Here is a 22634-nt window from a genome sequence, read left to right as displayed (position 1 = left end):
CGGGATCAGCTCTTGAGCGGGCAGGAGCTGTGGTGAGGGTCCTGCACGTCTTTCTTGATCACCTCGAGAAACTTGACGTCGAACTTGCCGTCTGAAGTCTTTTCGACCCGCTGCAGGATGATGTCCTGGATCGGGAAGTTATTGTTGTTGAACTTGAAGTTGCCGCGGAGCGATTGGAAGTTGGCTTTCTTCAGCGCCACACGGAATTTGTCGGCGTCTTCGGGGCCTGCCTCCTTCACTGCGGCGTCCAGCAGCATGATCGCGTCGTACTGAAACATGGCGAACTGCGTCGGATTGCGGCCGTGTTTCTTGCGGAAATCCTCCACGAAGCGCTGGTTGCCGGGCGTCTTCATTTCGGGATTCCAGCTATAGGCGGTCTCCAGGCCGAGCGCCGCGTCTCCCATGGCCGGCAGCAGCATGGAATCAGCGATTGCGCCCATCGAGTACAGTTTGACGGTTTTGCTGAGGCCGGACTGCTTCCATTGCTTCATGAATGGCACAGCGGCGCCGCCGACGTAGAAGGCGTAGATCGCGTCCGGCTTGGCGGCGCGCACCTGCGTCAGCACCGAGGAGAAATCCATCTGCGTGAGTGGCGTATAGATCTCGCCGAGATTCTCGCCTTTGAAGTTCTTCGCCACGGATTTCGCGTGGTCCCAGCCGGCCTGATAATCCATGCCGAGGAACATCATGCGCTTCACGCCGGTCCGGTTCAGGTAGTCGGCAAGGCCGGTGCCCCATTGTTCGTTGGCGAAGGCGACCACAAACAGGTTCTGGTTACACTTCTCACCGGCGAGCTGTGATGGTCCCGCATTGGCGCCGATCACGAACACGTTGTTCTTCAGCAGTGGATCAATTGCTGCCAGCATCGAATTGGAGACCACGAGGCCGGTCACGACCTGGATCTTTTCGCGCTCGACCAGCTTGTTGGCAGCGTCCGCCGCCTCCACCGGGCTCGATTTGTCGTCCACTTCGATCAGCTTGATCGGCCGCCCGCCGAGCTTGTTACCGAGATGCTCAAGCGCGATGTCCAAACCGCGCTTTTGTTCGGTGCCCAGCACGCCGAACGTTCCGCTCATCGAGGACAGGAAGCCGAGCCGCACGGGTTCTTGGGCCTGTGCGGAAAGCGGCAGCAGAGCCGCGAGTGTCAGTCCGGCAACCAGCGAAAGTCTGGATGTCATGGCGTCCTCCCTTGCGTTCTTATGTTTTGTCGTTATCGTTGAATAACTGACAATAACGTCCAAAAATCGAATTGTCGATGGCCCAGGTTGCCGCAGACTATTCCGACGGATGGTGATGCGAGCGGAGGCGTGTTTTGGACTTCTCGGAAAAAGTGATTTCAACGTTGCCGGTTGTGGTCAGGCGGCGAGTGAGGTTTGGCGAATGCGATCCGGCGGGCGTCGTCTATACGCCGAATTTTTCGGAATTTGCGTTGTCCGCCTATCAGTGGCTCGTTTCCTCACTGCTCGGCGAACCGATGTTCGGGGGCATGAGGCGCCTCGGTTTCGATTCCCCCATCAAGGCGCTCTCGTTGGAATTCCTCAACATGCTGGAAGTCGAGCAAGTCTTCGACATGACCTGTCTCGTGACCGACATCCGTAGCCGCACCTTCGATGTCGCTGTCACCGGCCGCAGTATCATCGATCCCGCCCGTGATCTGTTTGTCGCTCGCGTGACGCCGATCATGGTCTCTCGCGCTGAGCGCCGTTCGATCGAGATACCGGACGCGCTGCGTCGACCGCTCGAGCAATACCGGCAGCAGACACAATAGGCTCGGTCGAGGGTACAGAGTTTAACCGGCCAGCTCCTTTCCCGCGATCTCTGCCTCGTAGGCGGCGAGGAAATCTGGATCGATCCTGCGTAACCGGTCGCGGTTCACCTTGCCGGTGCGCATCATGTAGCTGTACGCAAATTCCAGCGGCGTCATGTGCTGGCGCGTTTCTGCCGTTTCGTACCATAGGATGGATCGCATCGCCGCATCCTGGAATCCGTCGGCGGTCGGTCTGCGCGCGCGTTCGAATTCGGCGAGGCTGCCGCCGACGTCGCCGCCTCCCTCATTGACCGCTTTCGCCAGCGCAACCGCATCCTCATAGGCCATGCGGGTGCCAGAGCCGATGGAGGGATGTACCGTCTTCAACGCATCGCCGATCAGCACCACATTGCCGGAATGCCAGCGCTTCGAGGTTACGAAGCTCGGATTGAACCAGAGCGAGCGGTTCGAGATCAGTTCTTCGCCCTCCAGATAGCGCGAAAAAATCTCGCCGCAGAAGCGGCGGCTTTCGTCGTCGCTTTTCGCATCGAGGCCTGCGCGCTTCCATGTGTCGGGATCGCACTCGATCACAAAGGTGCCGTGGTCCGGGGCATAGCGATAGCTGTGCGCGATGAAGATGCCGTATCGTGTCTGTTCGAAGATCAGTTCCACGGAATCAAACCGGCGGCGCGTGCCGTACCAGGCCCATTTGTTGACGCGCGGTTCCACCACGGCCTGGAATTCGTGCTGGAGCGCATCGCGAATGGCGCTGTTGACACCATCGGCGCCTACGATCAGGTCGTAACCGGAGAGCGCGTCGGGAGATGCGATGCGCTTTGCGTACTCGATGTTGACGCCCTGCGAGGTCGCGTGGCTCTGCATGATGTTCAAGAGGCGCACGCGCGGAATGCCGAGAAAAACATTGCCCCGGATCGGCACTGCTTGGCGGTGATGATACAGCGTGATCGTGTCCTGCCGCTCAGCTGCAGCGAGAAGGTCAGTGTGGAGGTCGTCGTCGACATCCTTCAGGAAATCGAGGGCGACATCGGCCAGCACAATCCCGAAGCCATAAGTCGCATCGGCGGGATTCTGCTCGAACACGTCGATCCGGCAGCCGGGATTCTCCCGAGCCACCAGCTTGGCGAAGAGCAGTCCACCAGGGCCGCCGCCAACAATCGCGATCTTGAGTGATAGGCTCATGCTTCTTTTGCCTCCGGCAGAATGGAAGCCTGGGCAGCTTCCTCATCTGCAAGCTTTCTTGCGATATCCGCGCGCATCGCGGCCTTGTCCACCTTGCCGACCCGCGTGACCGGAAAGGCCGAGATGCTTTCGACCCGCTCCGGCAGCTTGTATTTCGCAAGTCCCACTTCGAGCAGGAATGCGCCCAGCGTCTTGACGCTTGGCGCGGAACGTCCCGGTCGCGGCACGACATAGGCGCACACCTTCTCGCCATATATCTTGTCCGGCATCGCGACCACCCGCGCGTCCAGCACATCGGGATGGGCCGCGATCAGATTTTCCAGTTCCTCGGCGCCGATCTTTTCGCCACCGCGGTTGATGTTGTCTTTGATGCGCCCTTCGAATGCATAGTGGATATGCCCGCCCACCTCGAAGGCGCGCAGCAGATCGCCGGTGCGGAAAAATCCGTCGGACGTGAAACAGGCTTCGTTCGCTTTCGGATCGTTGTAATAGCCAACCAATGTGTTCGGGCCACGGAAGGCAAGCTCACCGACTTCGCCGAGCTTGACCTCTTCCTCCGAGCCGGGCTTAAGCAGCTTAACCTCGTCGCCGGGCGCGATCGGCCGGCCACAGCCGCGGTGCCGAGCTTCTTCAGGGGCGGTCGGCGCGCAGGCAGTCAGCAATCCTTCGGTGATGCCGAACATGTTGCCCGAGACGATACCGGTGTGCGCTTCGAGCGCATCGGCACGTGAGAGCGTGAAGAACTGCCGCAGCGAGGACAAATCAAAATCGCCGATCCGCGGATATTCCATGATGCGCGGCGCGACCGGTCCGATGCTGCCCGTGAAGGTCACCTTGTGCTTAGCGATCGCGGCGAGGAATTTCTCAACATCGAAACTGTTGCGGATCACATTTGTCCTGCGCGTCACGGTGGTCGGGATCACCGTGAACAGCATGCCGGCGTTGTGGATCAGCGGCAGCGCCCACATGCCGACGTCGTTCTCGTCGAGTTGATAGGCATTGGAGAGCGCGAGTGCTGAGCCAAGATATTCCGAGTGAAACCGTGGGATGATCTTCGGCAGGCCGGTCGAGCCGCCGGAAAGCTGGAACATGATGACGTCATCAGGAAAGGGAGCGTGCGGACGCACGATGTCGCGTGCCGTCTCCACGTCGTGCTTTTTCGCAAGCATCTCCAGTGACAGGCCGTCTCCGACGTCTCCGCGGGTCACGATCAGATGTTTGATCGCAGGCATCGCGGACATCATCGACCGGGCAAATCCGATCTGATCAAAGCTGGTGGATACGTCACCCTGAACGAAATAGGCGGTGGCGCCCGAACGCTCGCCGAGCGACTTGATCTCGATCTCGCGATATTGCGGAAGTGTACAAAGCGGCACGATACCTGCTTTGAAGCAGCCGAACAGCGCGACAAAAATCTCCTTGACCGAGCCAACCTGAAATATCGCGCGGGCGCCGGGTCTCAGCCCGGCTTCGATCAGGCCCGCGGCCAGCGACTCCGACAGCGTGTCCAATTGCCTGAAAGTGTAGGTGCCGTCCTCGGCGATGACCGCGGCCTTCTCAGGTACGGCCGAAGCCGCGTCACGCAGGGATTCACCGGCGGTCGTCGGCAGCCAGGCGCCGCTCGCGAGGTGGCGTTGCTTTTCCTCGTCCGAACGATAGCCAATTCCGGGAATGACAAACCGCCTTGTCATTGCTGTTCCTCCCATAGCGAGGAAGACGCCAGACGTTGGAACGACTCTGTTTCGGTCCGCCGGCACTTCCGCCTCCTGGCTTGTCGCCGCCAGGCTTTGCCAATTTGACAAATGAGACAAAAAACTGACTATAATGTCAATAACTCCCATCAGATCGTTGAGGACAAGATCGGCGTGCCGGTGGTTTCGGCTGCGACCTGCACGACCTTTCGGATGCTGGAGGCACTCAAGCTCGAGCCGTTCGTCCCAGGCGCCGGGCGGCTGCTGTCTGGACAGATACATTAAACGGCGTGCTGTGTTCCGCGCTTACGCGAGAGGGCAGGGCACCCAAAAGACACAATCGCCTCATAACCGAAGTTGGGCTTAGCTATGATCCCGCCGTTCAGACGGCCGATCAGATTTGCCGCGCCAGTTGCGCTTCAGAAACGGCGACGATAGACGTCTATGAACGCGGTCGAACCGCAAGAAAATGCAAGAAAACCAATGCCAGCGCGTTTTCTCCGACGCTCATAACGGTCTGGTTGCAGGTTCGAATCCTGCCGGGGCCACCACGCATTCCGATCTCTGCATATGTTTCCGAATTTTCGCCGATTTTCGCGCGTGAGCGGTCTATTTCTGGCGCGGGAAGAGTCTCTGTGAACATGAGCTACGCGGGTGTCGGCGCTTTATGGTGCTCAGTCTCTGGTCTCGAAAAATCCTTTTCCTAGCTTTTTGCGATCATGCAATTGGAGACAGGTTCGAATCCTAGGCGGCACTGGCCACGCGGGCCATTCGCGCGCGTCGCGGACTATCCTTGGTATTGAGTCACGTGTTCGCAGGCGCGGCGCTCAATCCGGATATCCCGAGCTTGACCATCACTGAAAGGGCGAGCTCATTATTCACGGTGCGGCATTGGAGCAAAGGCGGTGCAACAAGTAATTCCGGCCGTCAGATGGTTGCTGCCCGCCACGACAATAAGAATGCCGTTCGACGCCAGGTCGCTGCGACCTAACCCCGTTCGGCGTTACGGTCGAACAGATCGAAACGGCGGCTCGCGTCGAGAAAGTCGTGGACATTGATCACCATCGAGTCCTGACCGATTGACACCACGGCATAGGCCGGTGGTTCTTGGCTGCCGGGAATGCCTGTCTGGATATCGGAATGCATCGCCACCTGGTGGTTGAGGCCGCGTAATGTCGAGAACGGAATGCTGCGCCACATCCCGTGCACCGGACGATGCACATGGCCGAAAAACATGTGGCGGATGTTGCCGTGCTGTTTGAGCAGCGTCGCCAATTCGTTGCATTGTCTCAGCGCCAGCGTGTCCATAGTGGGGATCGCCAGGGCGAGGGGCGGATGGTGCAACGCGAGTAGCACCGGCTCGCCGCTTAAGGCCGCAAGTGTTCGCTCCAGCCACGTCAGGCGATCCGCGCACAGATGACCCTCATGCGTCCCCGCTTCCAGTGTATCGAGCAGCACCAGCGCCCCGGCCGACGTCGCAACCACGCTCTGAACAAATCCGTTTTTGTCGACCGGCGCGCCTGGAAAAGTTTGCCGGAAAGCGCTGCGGATATCATGATTGCCAAGAAGCAGATGACACGGCGGCGTCAGTTGTTCGAGCGCGGCTTTCAATGCCTCATAAGCCGCCGGTTCGCCATCATGCGTGAGGTCGCCGGTGATCAGGACAAACTCCGCATCCGGCTGATGAGTGTTGATGTCGGCGATCGCGGCCTGCAGCCGTTCGTTCGGATCAAGGCCGTACAGTGCTTGACGGGGCGGCACCAGATGCAGATCGGTCAGGTGAATGAACTTCATGATGGCACTCTGTCTCAATGAAATGCGAGCCGCGCCGTTATATGCGCGGCCCGCTGTCACATCGGGTCGGAAAAAATCAGCTGCCGTGGGTGAGCTTCTTCACCTGATCGGCGGCGTTCTTCAATGCTGCTTCCGGCGTTGCCTGTTTGGAGACGATCGACTGGAGATTGTCCTTGATGACATCGATGATCTTCAGCGTGTTCTGGCCGGGGAATGCATACCAGGTGAAGATGAAAGGCACCTGCTCGACCGAGGTCTTGAAGTTCGGGTTCTCGGCATAGAACTTCGCCAGGCGGGCGGTGCCTTCTTCGTGCATCGGCATATAGCCCGAACCCTTCACCATGATCTCGGTGCCGATCGGGCCGGCCGCGAACATGGCATATTCATAGGCTGCCTTCGCCTTCTTCGGATCGTCGGTGATGATCACGGCGGCATTGCCACCCGAGGGCAGGCGCCGCTGACCAGTGGAGCTTTCCGGATAGAAAGCCGTGCGCATATCGAAGCGGGCTTTGTCCTCGACGCCCTTCAGCCATGACGTCGACGAGAAATAGAAGCCGACATTGCCGGCGATGAAGGCTTGCTCGCCCTGCGCACGATTCCAATCCTTCATCACGCCTTCGTCGACGAAGGACCGCAGCAGCTTCGCCGCGCGTAGTCCCGGCTCCTTGTCGAAGGCGACATCGGTTTCGTCAGCCGACATCATGCTGCCGCCCTCCGAATAGACGAGGACCTGGAAGCCCCAATTGCCGGTGATCTGGTAGTCGTAGAACAGGCCGGTGGCATTCGGCACCGTACTTTGAATCTTCTTCGCCGCGGCGATGACTTCGGGCCAGGTCTTCGGCGGATTGTTTGGATCAAGTCCGGCTTTGCGGAACAGGTCGGCATTGAAATACATGATCGGCGTTGAGATCGCGAACGGGATGGCCATCTGCCGATCGCCGAAGCGGCCGAGCGCCATCATTTGCTGATAGTAACCCTTGTCCTTCCAGCGCGGATCGTCCTTCACGAATGGGCTGAGATCGACAGCCTGTTTCGCATCGACGAATTGCCGGACCTGATTGACACCCTGGAACGAGATGACCGGCGCATTCTTCTGTGAGATGCCGGACAACGTGCGCTGCACGAGCTGCTCGTAGTCGGGCTGTGGCGCCTCGATCACGACCTTGACGTCGGGATGGACCTTGTTGAATTCCGCTATGATCTGTTCGTGAATCGGGCGGAAGATCTTGCCATAGGGATGCGCCAGCGTGATCTCGACCGGCTGCGCGGCGAGTGGCGTGACGACGCAGCCCGACAGGGCCAGGCCGATCAGACTTTTCGACAATATATTCATATCAGTTCTCCGGAATGGTGGGGGACAGGCGTTGGGCTTTCAACCCTTGATGCCCGACAGCGTGACGCCTTCGATGAAGCGGCGACGCGCGATCAGGAATGCGAACATCAGCGGCATGACGATGAGCGTGGCCGACGCCATCATTGGGCCGACATCGTTGCCGCCCTCATCGGAGGCAAAGATCGAAATGCCGAGCGGCGGCGTGGCGTTTTCGATGCGCGTGATGACGAGAAGCGGCCAGAAGAAATCGTTCCAGTGTACGACGACGGAGAACACGCCGAAGGCCGCGATCATCGGCAGGAGTTGCGGAACGAGGATCGTCCACAACGCGTAAAACTCGCCGGCGCCGTCCATGCGTGCCGCGTCGATCAGATCCTGCGGCAGTGTCCGGAAGCCTTGATGCAGCAGAAAAATGCCGAAGGCGCTGGTCGCGAAAGGCACGATCAGCGCGGCGTAGCTGTCGATCAGGCCGGCCTTCGCGATCATCAGATAGACCGGAATGGCGGTGACCTGCGGCGGGATCAGCAGTACCGCTAGCACCAGCGAGAACAAGAGCGGCCGCAGGCGGAATTGCTTGCGCGCCAGCACATAGGCGGCCGGAACGATCGTCAGAATCTGCAGAACCAGAATGAACAGCGTGACAATGGCGCCATTGATCAGGAATGTGCCGATATGTCCGGTGGTGATGGCTTCCAGATAATTGGCGAAGTCCCAGTCGGTCGGAAAAAACCGAAGATCGGAGGTGAAGATATCGGACTCGTCCTTGACCGACAGGCTGAGCATCCAGGCAAAGGGCAGCAGCATTACGATTGCGCCAGCTGCGAGGGCGAGATTGATAAGAAGCGTGTGCAGGCGCATCGATGTCACCCGTAATGGACGCGGCGATCGAGCAGCCGCATCTGCCAGAGGGTGAGGGCGAGCATCACCAGGAAGAACAGGGTCGCAATTGCAGCCGCGCGGCCCATGCGGAAGAACACAAAGCCTTCCTGATACAGTGTGTGCAGGATGATTTCGCTGGCCTTGTTGGGGCCGCCGCGGGTGAGAGCACGGACCACGTCGAAAATCTGGAACGATTTGATGACGGTGATGATGAAGACGAACAGAGCCGTCGGCCCCAGCATTGGCCACGTTACATGCAGGAAACGGTCGAAGCTGCGCCGCGCGCCGTCGACTTCCGCTGCCTCATAGAGCGAGCGGGGAATGGCCATGAGTCCGGCGAGAAACAGAACCGTGTAATAGCCGACCAATTGCCACAGGCTGATGAAGCCGATGGTATAAAGAACGAGACTGCGGTCGTTCAGCCAGTTGATCGGCGAAAATCCGAGATGCGTCAGAACCCAGGCGACGACGCCGATTTCCGGATGCAGCACCCATTGCCAGACGAAGGCCATCGCCACGAGGGTGGTCGTGACCGGCAGGAAGTAGACGGTCTGCCAGAACGGCGCGGCCTTCGCCGAATTGTGGATCGCCAGCGCCAGCAGCAACGCGACAATGAACGATGTCGGAATGACGAAGAGATTGAGCTTCAGGGTGTTCAGCAGCGATATCTGGAAATCGTCGCTGGTCAGCAATTCGCGATAGGTCTGCAGGCCGACGAAAGACACGGGCTTGCCGCTCAATGACCAGTCGGTGAAGCTGATGACGATGGTAGCCGCCGCGGGCAGCAGGAAGAAGACGGCCAGCAGGATGAAGGCCGGGGCAAGATAGAACGGGCTCGCGATGAGAGGGACGGATGTCTCGCGCTTCGTCTGCGCGTTCGACGTCGAGAGGGCTATGGTGCTCGTCGTCGTCATGCGGCGGCTCGCAATGCATCGGCCTTGACGCGCTGACCGCTCTCTTCGAAGGCCAGCGCGCTGTTCCAGTTCGGACGAATGGCGAGCGGCTGGCCGGCTTTCAAGCCACGAGCGCTGGCTGCGGGCACGCGAACAATGATCTCGGTCGTGCGCAGCATCAGCCGGACATGCGTTTCATTGCCGAGTGCCTCGACGAGATGGATACTGCCGTTCAGGGCTCCGGGCTCGCCCGGGTCGCACAAGGTGAAGGCTTCGGGCCGTAGCCCGACAAGGATATTATGCGAAGGCAGCGGCATGCCATCGATCTGGGAGGGAAGGCCGCGGACGATCTGGTCCGCAAGGATCTGCATGCCATCCGCAAATTGCAGCGGCAGCAGGTTGATCTTTGGCTGGCCGATGAATTCCGCAACGAACAGGTTCTTCGGGTTCTCGTAGAGTTCGAGCGGCGTTCCGATCTGCTGGATCTGGCCCTCATGCATCAGCACGATGCGATCGGACATCGTCATCGCTTCGGTCTGATCGTGCGTGACATAGATAAATGTCGCTCCCAGCCGCCGATGCAGGTCGACGATCTCGGCACGCGTCGATGTCCGCAATTTCGCATCCAGATTGGAGAGCGGCTCGTCCATCAGGAACAATTGCGGCTCGCGCACCATGGCGCGGGCGAGGGCAACGCGCTGGCGCTGGCCGCCGGACAACTGCGCCGGTTTGCGCGCGAGCAGATGAGCGATCTGCAGCATATGCGCGACGCTGGCGACCTTCTCCGTCATGTGGCGACCGAGCGCGCCGCAGCCGGGGACAAGACGGCGCAAACCGGGAATACGGAGCGGCAGCGGCGCCTGCATCAGAAGCGGAAACGCGATGTTTTCGGCGACGGTCTTGTGCGGGTAAAGCGCGTAGGACTGAAACACCATCGCGATATTGCGCTGCGACGGCGCGAGGTCGTGGATCGCACGCTCCTGCAGCAGGATCTCGCCGGACGAAAGCGTCTCAAGGCCCGCGATCAGGCGCAGCAATGTCGACTTGCCGCAGCCGGATGGGCCGAGCAGCGTGACGAATTCGCCATCGCCGACGTCCAGCGAAAAGTCGTGGACTGCGGCCGTTGGACCGAATGATTTATGGGCCTGGCGAATGCTGAGGGCAGCCATCGCTCGCGATCTCCCCTTTGCAAGCCCGCACACCTAAACAGCGCTCTGTGACAGTTGGATGAAACTATCTCAATATTTTTGTTTATGATGTTGAGAATATCTCAGAATACGATTACGAAGGATGCGAGACGCTTTGGAATCGCCGGCATGAGCGCGCATAGAAAAATTGGTTATCTGGTCGATCTCGATGGCACGCTGATGAGCGGCGCAAAGGCGCTGCCCGGCGCCGTGCAACTCATCGAACGATTGGAGCGGCGCTTTGTCATCGTCTCGAACGATGCGGAGCATACGCCTGCGCAATTGTCGCGCCGCTTGCGCGCGGCGAAGCTGATGGTGCCGGAAGAGCGCATTGTATTGGCCGGGACGACGACACTGGATTGCATCATGAAGGAGGAACCGGAAGCGCGGGTGATGCTGATCGGCAGCGTCGCGTTGAATCGTTATGCGCGCGGCATCGGCCTTCGGCTCAGCGAGGGCCGCCCGGATATCGTCGTTCTCGCGCGTGATCAGCGTTTCACCTATGGGCGACTTGCAAAGGCCGCCAACGCGATACGGGCCGGCGCAAGACTCATTGTCTCGAATCCGGATCACACGCATCCCGGTCTTGCCGGTGAGATCGTTCCGGAAACCGGAGCATTGCTGTCGGCCTTGCTGGCCTGCACCGGTCCGCTGTCTTATCGCGTCATCGGTAAGCCGGAGCCGACGCTGTTTCTGAAGGGGCTGGATCTGCTCGGGATCGCCAGCGATCAGGGCGTCGTGATTGGCGACAATCCGGACACCGACGGTGCCGGTGCGCGGCGAATGGGCTTGCGGTTCGTGCGTGTTCATCCGGGCGCCATGTTGGGAGTGGATGATATCGACGGCTATCGTGAGATCACTCCTCAACAAGCCATGCAGGCGGCAATATGAAAAAGGCGACGGCGTTCCGGCCGCGAAAAAATGTTCGTCCGGAAGGGGTGAATCCGAACAGGGCCTCGGAAACGAATGGATTGCAGGCGGACGCGCTTACTGGCGTTGTTGGACGCCTTTCTGCGATGCGCGCGAGATTGTCGCCAACAGCGCAGCGCATTGCTGACTTCATTCTCGCGAATGCCGGCGACGTTGTGCACATGTCGGTGACCGAGGTCGCCGAGAAGACGCGATCGAGCGAAGGCAGCGTGGTTGGGCTGTGCCAGCAGCTTGGCGCGCGCGGATTTCAGCAGATCAAGATCGCCTTGGCGCGCGACCTGGTTCAGCCGGTTCAGTTCATCCATGAGGACCTGAATCGCGGCGACGAGACTCGCGCGGTTCTGGAGAAAATCTTCGCCAGCGATATCCAGGCGCTGCAGGATACGCTCAAAGTTCTCGATACCGCGCAGATGGCGAGGGCGGTGAAGGCCATCGTCAAGGCACGGCGGGTCGAGGTCTACGGCGTCGGCAGCGCGGCGCCGGTCGCGGAGGATACCAATTACCGACTGATGCGAATCGGTATCGAAACGAAAGTCGTGATCGATTCGCATGTCCAGGCGATCAGCGCATCGCTGACCGGGCGCGATGTTGCGACCATCACCATCTCGCATTCCGGCAGCACGATCGAAACCGTGACGGCGACGCGGCTCGCCAAACAGGCCGGCGCGACCACGATCTGCATCACCAATTACGGCAAGGCGCCGCTGCTGAGCCATGCCGATATCGTTCTCCACACGATGGCAAAGGAGACGCAGTTCCGCACCGAGGCGATGACCAGCCGGATCGCGCAGCTTGCAGTTGTCGATGCGCTGATCGCTTCGCTGGCGCTCGCGACCTACGACAAATCTGTCGATACGATTGCAAAGACCTTCGACGTGCTGTCGACCAAGCGCTTCTAGCCGTCGCGCTTAAATAGCAAGGTCTCCATTTTGACAGCCGGTCGAAAACCAGCCAAGCAGCGCAGTTCACTGGCTGTCGCGTCGTCAACGTCATCTTACGGCGTGGTCTTTGACGTCTACGCAACGGGGATGCGTGTCCGCGACCCCCGAGGACTCTCGATAAGCTCCTGATAAATGCCTTAGTCGCTTTCTAGGTTCGCGTGTTTCCAGTCGACGCGTTCCATCATGAGATGGAGACAGGTTCGAGTCCTGGCAAGTCCACCACGCATAGGAAGCTGGCGCTATTCGGCGGTTAGTCTCTGGCCTCCGAAAATCCTTTTCCGGTCTTTTTCGCGATTACTTACAAGAGACGGGTTCGAATCACACATGGTTAGCGTTTGAGTGCTGTGATGACGGCGAGAGACTCGTTCACATCCAAGGACGAGAGGATACTCTCTATCGACCATTCTCAGCGCAGGCTTAAGTCGGTCTTTTTTTCGCCTACTGGCCCAACTTTCATACCGCTAGGGCGCAGCCGGACGCGATGGGTCGAGTTTGTCCGCCTCCAGTAGGGCCCAATTCGCCCAGCTCTCAATCAAATCAGGCGCGTCTGCAGCCCGGCGAACGGCTTCCACATACGCCCGTATATCGGCGGCTTCTCGCCAAGCTTTCGCGTCGCGGTGTAGGGCGTCGCGCTTGGCTTTTTCCAAGGCGGCGATACGTTCGCGCTCGCGTCTGTCTTCATCCGCTTTGCGTCGTTGCGCTTCGAGCTCCGCCTCTTCCTTTTGCTTTCGTCGCCAGGCGGCTTGTTGTTCGAGCCATTTGCGATGCAGATGCTCGCCCGCAACTGCCATGCCTATTATGATTTCTGTGAGTTGCTGCTCGAGTGTGCGTCCTTCCTCGTCGCGCCACGAGAACGAGATGCCAGGCGGAGCGCTGTGCGCGGTGGAGAGACATAGGCATAGCGTACGATCCTCATTGGGCGCGAGGTGCCGTCTGGTCCGGCTCTGGCTGGGGGCGTCGAGCTCAAAGCTAACGCTCGCATCGCCCATGTATATGGCGAGCTCCCGCGCGTCATGACCCCGTACCCATCCATTTCCTCCCACCTTTGCAAATCCGAGGAATAGGCCGTTGAGGAGTAAGAGACGACGCTCAAAAGGAGTATCGAACTTCGGCTGCTTCCAGGAAAATTGAAATGCCGAATTTGCAGCTTCCTGGCGTAGCTTTTCATCTTTCCGGAGCAGCGTCTCTATAGTCGGGTGCATGCGCGAAAAGTTGCGCGGCACTGTAACATGGCGGAGACGCTTGCGTAGCCGCTCGGCAAGAACATCGCGTGAGACCGATGAAGGCAGAATTATCTTCTTAGATGCTGCGCCGGGCAAGCCTTCGCTATTTGGGAAAAGGAGGGCTCGAGAGGGCTATGGAGTAGGAATAGTTCTTATCATCACCCGGTGCGGCGCGCCATTTCCTCGATATACCTAACACTTGGCCTGCGCTGCACTCATTCGCTCCGCATTTGAGGCGTGATTTGGCGAGGAGCTATCGCCGTCCGCTAGTAGGCGTTAAGCCGCTTCTTGTAGGCGAACGCGTCCATGTCGCGAATGTCGACGCTGAGGCTTTTCGTTTGCGGCAGTAATCCGGCCAATGTTGCGCGCAGCGTTTCGCTCAACAGCGCTTTCTGCTGCGGGGTGCGACCTTCCAGCAAATAGAGCGAGACGTGGCAGAACCCGTCGCGCCGGCCCGCCACCAGGTAATCGGCAAAGGCCGTCGCGCGGATCTTGATATCGGCCGCCTCGATCACGCCTGTGGCGGCTGCCGCGCCATGCAAGGCCTGCATCAGCTCCATGACGTCGAACCGGGCGTGCCCTTCGCTCGAATATTCAACAACGATATGCGGCATCTGAATTGTCCGATCGTGGCAACAAATTCGCTGCGCTTACAGCAGCAAGGATCTTACCGAATCCGCGCCCTGGTGCAGCAGTGGCAGGAAGCGGTCGATCATCTCTCCTGTTGAAATACGGTCGACATGTGCACCCATGTTGATCGCGGCGACAATAGTGCCGTCATAGCGCCTAACCGGCACCGAGATCGAACGAAAGCCCGGCTCGGCCTCGCGGTCGACCAGCGAATAGCCCTTTTCGCGGTCGGTCATGATGGTCGCCAGCAGCAAGTCCTTGTCGGTGACTGTAAAGGGAGTCAGCGCCGTCAATGCCATGCCGTCGAGCGCCTTCGCGAGGTCGTCATTGGAAAATTGGCCAAGCATGGCGCGGCCGACCGACGTGCAGAAAGCCGGCAGCCGGTAACCGAGGTCGATGCCGGCCGAAAACACCCGCGCTGGACTGGCGCGGGCAATGAAAATGACGTCACTGCCGTCAAGGATCGCCAGCGAGCTGATCTCCTGGGCGTCACTTGACAGCCGGTCGAGCACCGGCTGCAGCACCGCGACAACCTGATTGGAAGAAAGGTAGGATGCAGCAAGCGCCAGCACGCGCGGTGTCAGCGTAAACAGTTTGCCATCGCAGGCAACGTAACCGGCGCGCTCCAAGGTGAACAAGATCCGACGCGCAGTGGCGCGGGGCAAGTCGGCGGCATTAGCCAGATCGCTCAATGTCATTGGGCGCCGGTTGGCGCCGAATAACTCGAATACCCGCAGGCCACGATCAAGGCTTTCGACGAAGTCGGTATTGCCACGCGCCTCAAGATCGCTGCGCTTCAGCTTCGGCATGCTCTATTCCCTCCCGCGTTTCACGGGACTGCTCCACTGTCTTCAGGTCGAATGACATGTCGGCCGCCTGTTCCGGCGATGGCGACCGTGCGGCGGCAATCAGCCGGCGCGCGATCATCTGGTCGCCCGGCCGGTTGATGCTGTCCACCGCCATCAGTTTCCGATCCCTGTAATAGAACACCGAGAACCGTCCCGCATGGATATCGCCGCGCACGACAGCGGTGTCGTCAGGCGCCGCAAGACCGACGGTCTGCAGCTTGGCATCGTATTGATCCGACCAGAAGCGCGGCACGCTAACATAGGGTTCGGGCTTGCCGGCGATGGTTGCGCCGGCTGATTTACCCTGGTCGGTGGCATTCTGCACCGACTCCAGCCGTACACGGCGTCCGGCAAAACTGTTAAAATGATTGCTGCAGTCGCCGGCGGCAAAGATATTCGGCGCGCCGGTGCGCCCGTATGAGTCAACATCGACGCCGTTGCTGCAGGGGATGCCTGCCGCCGATGCCAGTTCGTCATTGGCGATGCCGCCGATGCCGACGATAATGAGGTCGCCGTGCACGCGCCGGCCATCGCTGCAAATGACGGCATGGCCGGCACCGTCGGCGTCTTCGATGCCGATGACGGTCTCGTTGAAGCGGATCTCCACGCCGCGGCTGCGATGGAGATCCAGCAGAAATTGCGAGACAAGAGGTGACACCGAACGCTCCAGCAGCCGCGCGCCGGCCTCCACCAGCGTTACAGCCTTGTCCGCCTTCGCCGCCGTGGCCGCGACTTCGAGGCCAATGAAGCCGCCACCAATGATGATGACCGAACTGGCAGCCTCGAGACGCCTCTTCAGGGTGACCGCGTCGTCGAGAGTGCGCAGATAGCAGATGCCGTCGCGGTCATGGCCTGGGATGACGAGCTTGCGCGCCCGTGAACCGGTGGCGATTAGCAATGTGTCATAGTTGATGAGTTCGCCATCCTGCAGTTCGACACGGCGGGCATCGCGATCAATCCGCACGACGCGCGCAGCAAGTTTCATGTCGATCTGCTGTGCGGCGAAGAAATCCGCGCCGCGCAGGATCAGGTTGCTATGGGCCACGCTGCCGGCGAGAAAGCCCTTCGACAGTGGCGGCCGTTGATAGGGCAGGTCGGCCTCATCGGCGACGATACGGATTGGGGCCTGGTAGCCGGCCTCGCGCGCGCTGATTGCCGACTGAACGCCGGCATAGGACGCGCCAATAATCAGCAGCCCGCTCACGGCAGACGTCCCGGCATACAGACAGTGAAGAGGAAGAGGGTTCGAGGCACGGCAAGCTCCTTACGATCCAGCGTATATCGAACAACTGTTCACTATGCGCAAGCAAATGCCGAGCGGAAATGAGGCCTGTGGTGTGGGGTGCTCAGAAAACACGCCGAGGCTGCCAAAACAATCTGCTTGCTTAGAATCTATCCAGCTATAAAATCGCACATAAGTTCAATAGACGAACAATCCGACTTGCATGCTTCCGGCTGCAGGCTGGGCGCACCATTCATTTCGAGGGCCCTCACCATGATGAGCCAAGAGCAAAATGACCTGATCACGCGGGTCGGGCCGAAGGCGCCCGCGGGCAAACTGATGCGGATGTATTGGCAGCCAGCGGCGCTGGTGGACGAACTCGCCGGCGAGCGGCCGATCAAGCCGGTCCGTCTGCTCGGTGAGGATTTTGTCCTGTTTCGCGACGAGGAGGGTCGCTACGGCTTGCTCGACCGCGATTGCCCGCATCGCGGCGCCGATCTGGCGTTCGGCCGCCTCGAAGGCGGGGGCCTGCGCTGCGCATTTCATGGTTGGCTGTTCGATGTCGAGGGCAAGTGCATGGAGACACCGGCCGAGCCGAAGAGCTCCAAGCTCTGTGCCGGCATCAAACAGCGTGCGTTTCCCGTGGTCGAGAAAGGCGGCATCCTGTGGGCTTATCTCGGTGAAGGCGAGCCACCAGCATTTCCGGAAATCGACTGCTTCGCAGCGCCGGGTCAGTACACGTTTGCGTTCAAGGGCCTGTTCGAATGCAACTGGCTGCAGGCGCTGGAAGTCGGCATCGATCCCGCTCACGCCTCGTTTCTGCACCGCTTCTTTGAGGACGAGGACGTTAAGGCTTCCTATGGAAAGCAGTTCCGCGGCGCGTCCGCCGGCACTGAACTGCCGATGACCAAGATCCTGCGTGAATATGATCGCCCCATCATCAATGTGGAAGCGACCGAATATGGTCTGCGTCTGATTGCGCTGCGCGAGATCGATGAGGAGCGCACCCATGTGCGGGTAACCAATCAGCTATTCCCGCATGGCTTCGTGATTCCGATGAGCACGGAAATGACAATCACCCAGTGGCACGTGCCGGTGGATGACGAGAATTGCTACTGGTACGCGATCTTCACCAGCTACACTCAGCCGGTCGACAAGAAAAAGATGCGTGAGCAGCGCCTCGAGCTTTATGAGCTGCCCCACTATACATCGCGAAGGAACAAGACCAACGATTACGGTTTCAATCCACACGAGCAGCAGAGCGAGACCTATACCGGCATGGGTGCCGACATCAATGTTCACGACCAATGGGCAGTGGAATCGATGGGCAGGATTCAAAATCGCACCCGCGAGCATTTGGGCTCAAGCGACAAGGCGATCATCGCCTACCGCAAGCTGTTGCGTCGGGAAATCGAGAAGGTCAGCGGTGGCCAGAAGCCGTTAATGTCCCTTGATGCGGACACCGCGCGCAGCATTCAGGGCCCCGGCACCATGGACGGCATCGGACCGACCAAAGGCTGGGAAACGTATTGGATGGAAGTCGATGTCGCCCGTCGTCGCGGTGCGCCGTGGATGGCAGCGGTGCCTGCCGATCAGACCGAGCCCGGGTCCAACGTCGTCCACCTAACTGCGGCAGAGTGATTTCGATCAGAACAGCCGCGGGAGAATGCGTTGAGTTTCGTTGAGCGTCACGGTCTGTGGTCCGCGGAGCAGAAGGAAGCAGCCACCCGGTTGCGCCGCGTGGTGGAAGAGCAAAAGCTTGAGGTGATCCGGCTGTCGTTTCCGGATCAGCACGGCATTCTGCGCGGCAAGACGCTGGTCGCCAGCGAGGCGCTGCGGTGTCTCGAAAGTGGCTGCACGATTACCACGACGATGTTCGCCAAGGACACGTCGCACAAGACGGTATTTCCGGTATTCACCGCCGGCGGCGGCTTTGGAATTCCGGAAATGCAGGGCGCCGCCGACGTCTTGATGATTCCCGATCCCACCACATTTCGCGTTCTGCCCTGGTCGCCTGAAACCGGGTGGGTTCTGTGCGATGTGCATTTCGCCGACGGTCGCCCCGTATCCTTTGCAACGCGCAATCTCTACAAGAAGGTGCTCGGCGAGCTTGGCGAGCGCGGTTACGATTTCGTTGCTGGTCTCGAAGTTGAATTTCATATTTTCAACGTTGAGAACAGCCGCATGAATCCGGAGGATGCGGGCCAGCCCGGTAACCCGCCGGACGTCAGTCTTTTGTCGCACGGCTACAATTATCTTACCGAACAGCGCTACGACCAGATGGAGCCGGTGCTCGAAATCATCCGGCGCGACGTCATTGCGCTTGGGCTGCCGTTACGATCTGTCGAAATCGAATATGGTCCCAGCCAGTGCGAATTCACCTTCGCGCCGACAGTGGGCCTGACGCCGGCCGACAGCATGGTACTGTTCCGCAGCGCCGTGAAACAGATCGCCCATCGCCACGGCTATCACGCCACCTTCATGTGCCGGCCGAAAATCCCGAATGTGGTGTCATCGGGTTGGCATCTGCACCAGTCGATTGTGTCGCGGGCGACCGGCGTGAATGCCTTCATGCCCAGCGACGACACGCAGCTGCTGTCGCCGTTTGGTCAAGGTTATCTCGCGGGGCTTTTGGTGCATGCGCGCGCGGCGACTGTCTTCACGACGCCGACCATCAACGGCTACAAGCGCTATCGCTCCTACTCGCTGGCACCTGATCGTGCGATCTGGGGTCGCGACAATCGGGGCGCGATGCTGCGCGTGCTCGGCGGTGCCGGTGACCGCGCAACACGCATCGAGAATCGTGTCGGCGAGCCCGCGGCCAATCCCTATCTCTATATGTCGTCGCAAATCTTGTCCGGTCTCGACGGTGTCGATCGCAATCTCGACCCTGGACCGTCAGCGGACACGCCGTACGAAACCCATGCTGATCTCTTGCCCAAATCGCTGCGGGAAGCGACCTTCGCGCTTAAGGAGGATCCGTTCTTCCGTGAGAGGATGGGTGCAACGATGGTCGACTATTACACCCACATCAAGAATGCCGAGATCGATCGTTTCCAGGCGGAGGTTTCCGACTGGGAACAGCGGGAGTATTTCGAAATGTTCTGAATACCAATCGGTCTATTGTGACGCCTGCGCTCCCAAGTCGGCACGTTTATTGAATATAGATTTGCCAATCGCTTTCCACGTTTTGTAATGGGAACCACTGCAATGAATAAAGGCACTCGATCGATCCTGACACTCGCCATCTTCGGCCTCATGGTCGGCACGGTATCCGCCGACGTCATCAAGGTTGGGGTCATCGGCACTTTCTCGGGCCCATATGCGCTATTCGGCAAGAACTTCAGGATGGGCATTGACGCCTGGGTTGCGCAGAATGGCAACAAAGTAGGCAACCATACCGTCGAGTTCATCTACAAGGATGAGGAGGGTCCAAACCCTGCCAAGTCCAAGGCGTTGGCGCAGGAGCTGCTGATAAAGGAAAAGGTTCAGTATCTCGCCGGTATCTATTTTACGCCGAATGCTATGGCGATTGCACCGCTGCTTGAGGAATCCAAGACCCCGCTCGTCGTGATGAATGCTGCGACATCGTCGATCGTCGAAAAGAGCCCTTATATCGTCCGGACCTCGTTCACGATGTGGCAGAACACCGTGCCGGCCGCGAAGACAGCGATCAAGAACGGTGCGAAGAAGGCGGCGATTGCGGTCAGCGACTACGGTCCGGGCATTGATGCTGAAGCCGCATTCAAGAAAACCTTCGAAGCAGACGGCGGCGCCGTCGTCGAGGCCATTCGCATTCCGCTCAACACCACCGACTTCAGCCCCATCATGCAGCGCATCAAGGCTTCGGGTGCTGACACCATCTTCTGCTTTCTGCCGTCCGGTCCCCCGACCTTCGGTTTCTTCAAGGCCTATATTGATAACGGCCTGAAGGCGGATGGCGTAAAGCTGATGTCGACCGGTGATATTGTCACGGAGATCGACCTGCCGAGCATCGGCGATTCCAGCCTCGGTGTGCTATCGACCTATCACTACGCGGTGTCGCATCAGTCCCCGGAAAATAAGTCTTTCCTCGAGGCGATGGCCAAAGCTGGCGCAGGTCCCGATGATGTTGGCATGACGGGTATCGCAGCTTACGACGGTGCGCGCGTCATCTACAAAATGATTGAAGCGACCAATGGACAGCGCGACCCGCAGAAAGCGGTCGATGCGGTGAAAGGTATGAAATGGACGAGCCCGCGCGGACCGGTGTCGATTGATCCGGCAACCCGCCACATTCGCCAGAACGTTTACCTGCGCACGGTTGAGAAGGTCGACGGTAAGTTGATTAACAAGGAAACCGGAGTGGTGTTCGCGGATCAGCCGGACTGGGCGCTGACCAAGCAATAACGAACGTCCTCATTGTTGCGGGGCGCGTGCGGTATCGGCCGCGCGCGCCCCGGTTGCCGAGATAAAGTCTCGCATTATTTCGACATGGCTCAGCGTGCGCGTACTCTTCAACTGACCAATGGCCGGATTTACCGGTCGGCGTGGGATGAAACTCCCGCGGACAGTATCGTTGTCAGTGATGGCAAAGTCGTCTGGAGCGGAGCGGAGCAGGAAGCGCCCGTTAGCGACGAGACGATTGATCTTGACGGTGCCGCAGTCATTCCGGGCCTGACCGATGCGCATATCCATTTGTTTGCGATTGCGTATGCGCGCTTGCAGGTGCCTGTCACGCCACGCGAAGTCACCTCTATTCCTGATGTACTTGAGCTGCTCGTTGCGCGCTCAGAAAAGATTGCTGCAGACAAGTGGGTCTATGCGGCCGGTCTCGATGAGAACGGTCTTGCCGAGCTTCGCTTGCCGACCCGCGCCGAGATCGATGCGGCCGTACCGCAACATCCTGTCATGATCCGCCGCTTCTGCGGCCATGTCGCTGTCGTCAATAGCGCCGCGTTGCGCGCTCTGGGGATAACGGAAACGATCGCCGATCCCGAAGGCGGGACGTTTGGCCGTGCCGCCGACGGCCGGCTTGACGGCAGCGCCGTGGAAAGCGCAGCCGAATGGGTGTTTCGCGCGGCCCCGCCGTTGGACCGATCGGAGCTGATCGCCGCATTGCGCGCGACCATTGCCGACAGTGCTAGATTGGGCCTCGTCGCGGCAGTGGAGGCTGCCGTGGGCTTTACAATCGGTTTCGACGCTGAGTTTTCCATCTGGAACTATATGCGTGCTCGAGGCGATGTCTTGCCGATGCGGCTGGGTTTCATGAACCAGCTCGATCCGTCGGAGGCGGCCGCCAAGGGTTTGAAACCTTACCGCGACGCCAATTGGCAGTCGATGACACTAAAATACTTCGCCGATGGCATCGTCGGTGCGCGCACCTCGGCCGTGAGCGAAGATTTCGCCGATATGCCGTCCCGCGGCATGTTCATGCGCGACGAGGCTGAACTGCAGCGTGTGATTTGCGACGCCCATGCCGATGGCTGGCAGGTCGCGGTGCATTGCACGGGCGATCGCGCCATTAACTGCATCATTGAGGCCTATGAAAAGGCGCAGGCCGCACAACCGAGAAGTGAGACCCGTCATCGCATCGAGCATTATTTCGTGCCGCCCAAAGGTGGCCTGGAACGCATGAAGGCGCTCGGCGCGCTTGTGGTAACACAGCCAAGCTTCCTTACGCGTATGCGGCGCTCGATTGTGAGCGCCTTTGGACCGCGCGCCGATATTTTCTATCCCGGTCGCTCGGTCATCGATGCCGGTGTCGCTTATATCGCCAGTTCGGACGCGCCAACTGGATCATGGTCGCCATGGGATGGAATTGGCGATGCCGTCAACCGGGGTTCGGACAGCGGTGCGCCGATCGGGCAGGGTGAAGCAGTATCTGTCCGCGAAGCCATTCACAGCTACACCGCTGGCGGCGCCGTCGCGATGAAGCAGGAAGGCTGGCGCGGCACATTGGCGACCGGCATGGCTGCCGACCTGATCGTGCTCGATCGCGATCCCTTCGCAGCCGATGCTCGTGCGGTGAAGCAGACGCAGGTGCTGCTGACCATGGTGCGCGGTGAGGTCGTTCACGACGTATTGCCGCGACGAAAGCCTTGGCGTTCCGCCATGCGTTCGCAATAGGATCACTT

Annotated in this window: 20 protein-coding genes; 8 read left to right on the top strand and 12 right to left on the bottom strand. The window is 59.6% G+C overall.

Going from position 1 to position 22634, the window contains the following annotated elements; genetic code table 11:
- Nucleotides 1–5: 5 nt before the first annotated feature.
- Entirely contained in the window at nt 6–1178 is a 1173-nt protein-coding gene (locus CAK95_RS01015) for an ABC transporter substrate-binding protein (protein WP_086086139.1), read from the bottom strand.
- 134 nt (nt 1179–1312) lie between these two features.
- Here CAK95_RS01015 and CAK95_RS01010 point away from each other — a divergent pair, with 134 nt between their 5' ends.
- Nucleotides 1313–1768, top strand: a complete 456-nt coding sequence (locus CAK95_RS01010; RefSeq protein WP_086086138.1) for an acyl-CoA thioesterase — start codon at nt 1313–1315, stop codon at nt 1766–1768.
- 21 nt (nt 1769–1789) lie between these two features.
- On the opposite strand, the gene CAK95_RS01005 is transcribed toward CAK95_RS01010, so the two are convergent.
- Together CAK95_RS01005 and CAK95_RS01000 are read right to left on the bottom strand one after the other, a co-directional pair.
- A complete protein-coding gene (locus tag CAK95_RS01005) occupies nt 1790–2947 on the bottom strand; it encodes an FAD-dependent monooxygenase (protein ID WP_086086137.1) in 1158 nt (385 codons plus the stop codon).
- Complete coding sequence (locus tag CAK95_RS01000) at nt 2944–4638, bottom strand: AMP-binding protein (protein WP_086086136.1); 1695 nt, start codon at nt 4636–4638, stop codon at nt 2944–2946. The genes CAK95_RS01005 and CAK95_RS01000 overlap by 4 nt, the downstream gene beginning before the upstream one ends.
- 111 nt (nt 4639–4749) lie before the next feature.
- Between CAK95_RS01000 and CAK95_RS28950 the strand changes: the two genes are divergently transcribed.
- Complete coding sequence (locus CAK95_RS28950; RefSeq protein ID WP_198343784.1) at nt 4750–4923, top strand: hypothetical protein; 174 nt, start codon at nt 4750–4752, stop codon at nt 4921–4923.
- Nucleotides 4924–5625: 702 nt separating this feature from the next.
- Here the strand turns inward: CAK95_RS28950 and CAK95_RS00995 are convergent.
- The 5 genes from CAK95_RS00995 to CAK95_RS00975 form a co-directional block, all read right to left on the bottom strand.
- Nucleotides 5626–6432 carry a phosphodiesterase gene (locus CAK95_RS00995; RefSeq protein ID WP_086086135.1) on the bottom strand — a complete coding sequence of 269 codons (807 nt, stop codon included), beginning with the start codon at nt 6430–6432 and terminating at the stop codon, nt 5626–5628.
- 76 nt (nt 6433–6508) lie between these two features.
- Complete coding sequence (locus CAK95_RS00990) at nt 6509–7765, bottom strand: ABC transporter substrate-binding protein (RefSeq protein WP_086086134.1); 1257 nt, start codon at nt 7763–7765, stop codon at nt 6509–6511.
- Nucleotides 7766–7804: 39 nt separating this feature from the next.
- Nucleotides 7805–8623, bottom strand: coding sequence for a carbohydrate ABC transporter permease (locus CAK95_RS00985; RefSeq protein ID WP_183044329.1), 819 nt, complete (start codon nt 8621–8623; stop codon nt 7805–7807).
- A 5-nt stretch (nt 8624–8628) separates the two neighbouring features.
- Nucleotides 8629–9558, bottom strand: a complete 930-nt coding sequence (locus CAK95_RS00980; RefSeq protein WP_086086132.1) for a carbohydrate ABC transporter permease — start codon at nt 9556–9558, stop codon at nt 8629–8631.
- The gene (locus tag CAK95_RS00975; protein WP_086086131.1) at nt 9555–10706 is read right to left on the bottom strand and encodes an ABC transporter ATP-binding protein; all 1152 of its coding nucleotides are present in this window, start codon (nt 10704–10706) and stop codon (nt 9555–9557) included. Before CAK95_RS00975 ends, CAK95_RS00980 begins: the two co-directional genes overlap by 4 nt.
- 147 nt (nt 10707–10853) lie before the next feature.
- On the opposite strand from CAK95_RS00975, the gene CAK95_RS00970 reads away from it, so the two are divergent.
- On the top strand, nt 10854–11615 hold the full coding sequence (locus CAK95_RS00970) for an HAD-IIA family hydrolase (protein ID WP_183044330.1): 762 nt from the start codon (nt 10854–10856) through the stop codon (nt 11613–11615).
- Nucleotides 11612–12553, top strand: coding sequence for a MurR/RpiR family transcriptional regulator (locus CAK95_RS00965; RefSeq protein WP_086086129.1), 942 nt, complete (start codon nt 11612–11614; stop codon nt 12551–12553). Before CAK95_RS00970 ends, CAK95_RS00965 begins: the two co-directional genes overlap by 4 nt.
- Nucleotides 12554–13056: 503 nt before the next feature.
- Here the strand turns inward: CAK95_RS00965 and CAK95_RS00960 are convergent.
- The 4 genes from CAK95_RS00960 to CAK95_RS00945 form a co-directional block, all read right to left on the bottom strand.
- Nucleotides 13057–13797: an SPFH domain-containing protein gene (locus tag CAK95_RS00960; protein WP_086086128.1), complete on the bottom strand. Its 741-nt coding sequence runs from the start codon at nt 13795–13797 to the stop codon at nt 13057–13059.
- Between the two features lie 287 nt (nt 13798–14084).
- Nucleotides 14085–14432: a 5-carboxymethyl-2-hydroxymuconate Delta-isomerase gene (locus CAK95_RS00955; RefSeq protein WP_086086127.1), complete on the bottom strand. Its 348-nt coding sequence runs from the start codon at nt 14430–14432 to the stop codon at nt 14085–14087.
- A 36-nt stretch (nt 14433–14468) separates the two neighbouring features.
- The gene (locus CAK95_RS00950; protein ID WP_086086126.1) at nt 14469–15257 is read right to left on the bottom strand and encodes an IclR family transcriptional regulator domain-containing protein; all 789 of its coding nucleotides are present in this window, start codon (nt 15255–15257) and stop codon (nt 14469–14471) included.
- Nucleotides 15229–16500, bottom strand: coding sequence for an NAD(P)/FAD-dependent oxidoreductase (locus CAK95_RS00945; RefSeq protein WP_086086125.1), 1272 nt, complete (start codon nt 16498–16500; stop codon nt 15229–15231). Before CAK95_RS00945 ends, CAK95_RS00950 begins: the two co-directional genes overlap by 29 nt.
- 291 nt (nt 16501–16791) lie before the next feature.
- Here CAK95_RS00945 and CAK95_RS00940 point away from each other — a divergent pair, with 291 nt between their 5' ends.
- From CAK95_RS00940 to CAK95_RS00925, 4 genes are all read left to right on the top strand, one after another.
- Nucleotides 16792–18159: an aromatic ring-hydroxylating dioxygenase subunit alpha gene (locus CAK95_RS00940; RefSeq protein WP_086086124.1), complete on the top strand. Its 1368-nt coding sequence runs from the start codon at nt 16792–16794 to the stop codon at nt 18157–18159.
- 30 nt (nt 18160–18189) lie between these two features.
- Nucleotides 18190–19626, top strand: a complete 1437-nt coding sequence (locus CAK95_RS00935; protein WP_086086123.1) for a glutamine synthetase family protein — start codon at nt 18190–18192, stop codon at nt 19624–19626.
- 102 nt (nt 19627–19728) lie between these two features.
- Nucleotides 19729–20907, top strand: a complete 1179-nt coding sequence (locus tag CAK95_RS00930; protein ID WP_086086122.1) for an ABC transporter substrate-binding protein — start codon at nt 19729–19731, stop codon at nt 20905–20907.
- Nucleotides 20908–20991: 84 nt separating this feature from the next.
- Nucleotides 20992–22626 carry an amidohydrolase gene (locus CAK95_RS00925; protein WP_086086121.1) on the top strand — a complete coding sequence of 545 codons (1635 nt, stop codon included), beginning with the start codon at nt 20992–20994 and terminating at the stop codon, nt 22624–22626.
- The last annotated feature ends 8 nt before the right edge of the window (nt 22627–22634 follow it).

Origin of the sequence: Pseudorhodoplanes sinuspersici (genome assembly GCF_002119765.1) — a bacterium.
Classification (GTDB): domain Bacteria; phylum Pseudomonadota; class Alphaproteobacteria; order Rhizobiales; family Xanthobacteraceae; genus Pseudorhodoplanes; species Pseudorhodoplanes sinuspersici.
This window is presented reverse-complemented; position numbering and strand designations above follow the sequence as displayed.

What these genes read in the sequence shown, in the direction of transcription:
- CAK95_RS01015 (WP_086086139.1), bottom strand. Translation starts at nt 1,178, where the DNA reads ATGACATCCAGACTTTCGCTGGTTGCCGGACTGACACTCGCGGCTCTG.
- CAK95_RS01005 (WP_086086137.1), bottom strand. Translation starts at nt 2,947, where the DNA reads ATGAGCCTATCACTCAAGATCGCGATTGTTGGCGGCGGCCCTGGTGGA.
- CAK95_RS01000 (WP_086086136.1), bottom strand. Translation starts at nt 4,638, where the DNA reads ATGACAAGGCGGTTTGTCATTCCCGGAATTGGCTATCGTTCGGACGAG.
- CAK95_RS28950 (WP_198343784.1), top strand. Translation starts at nt 4,750, where the DNA reads ATGAGACAAAAAACTGACTATAATGTCAATAACTCCCATCAGATCGTT.
- CAK95_RS00995 (WP_086086135.1), bottom strand. Translation starts at nt 6,432, where the DNA reads ATGAAGTTCATTCACCTGACCGATCTGCATCTGGTGCCGCCCCGTCAA.
- CAK95_RS00990 (WP_086086134.1), bottom strand. Translation starts at nt 7,765, where the DNA reads ATGAATATATTGTCGAAAAGTCTGATCGGCCTGGCCCTGTCGGGCTGC.
- CAK95_RS00985 (WP_183044329.1), bottom strand. Translation starts at nt 8,623, where the DNA reads ATGCGCCTGCACACGCTTCTTATCAATCTCGCCCTCGCAGCTGGCGCA.
- CAK95_RS00980 (WP_086086132.1), bottom strand. Translation starts at nt 9,558, where the DNA reads ATGACGACGACGAGCACCATAGCCCTCTCGACGTCGAACGCGCAGACG.
- CAK95_RS00975 (WP_086086131.1), bottom strand. Translation starts at nt 10,706, where the DNA reads ATGGCTGCCCTCAGCATTCGCCAGGCCCATAAATCATTCGGTCCAACG.
- CAK95_RS00970 (WP_183044330.1), top strand. Translation starts at nt 10,854, where the DNA reads ATGAGCGCGCATAGAAAAATTGGTTATCTGGTCGATCTCGATGGCACG.
- CAK95_RS00965 (WP_086086129.1), top strand. Translation starts at nt 11,612, where the DNA reads ATGAAAAAGGCGACGGCGTTCCGGCCGCGAAAAAATGTTCGTCCGGAA.
- CAK95_RS00960 (WP_086086128.1), bottom strand. Translation starts at nt 13,797, where the DNA reads ATGCACCCGACTATAGAGACGCTGCTCCGGAAAGATGAAAAGCTACGC.
- CAK95_RS00955 (WP_086086127.1), bottom strand. Translation starts at nt 14,432, where the DNA reads ATGCCGCATATCGTTGTTGAATATTCGAGCGAAGGGCACGCCCGGTTC.
- CAK95_RS00950 (WP_086086126.1), bottom strand. Translation starts at nt 15,257, where the DNA reads ATGCCGAAGCTGAAGCGCAGCGATCTTGAGGCGCGTGGCAATACCGAC.
- CAK95_RS00940 (WP_086086124.1), top strand. Translation starts at nt 16,792, where the DNA reads ATGATGAGCCAAGAGCAAAATGACCTGATCACGCGGGTCGGGCCGAAG.
- CAK95_RS00930 (WP_086086122.1), top strand. Translation starts at nt 19,729, where the DNA reads ATGAATAAAGGCACTCGATCGATCCTGACACTCGCCATCTTCGGCCTC.
- CAK95_RS00925 (WP_086086121.1), top strand. Translation starts at nt 20,992, where the DNA reads ATGGCTCAGCGTGCGCGTACTCTTCAACTGACCAATGGCCGGATTTAC.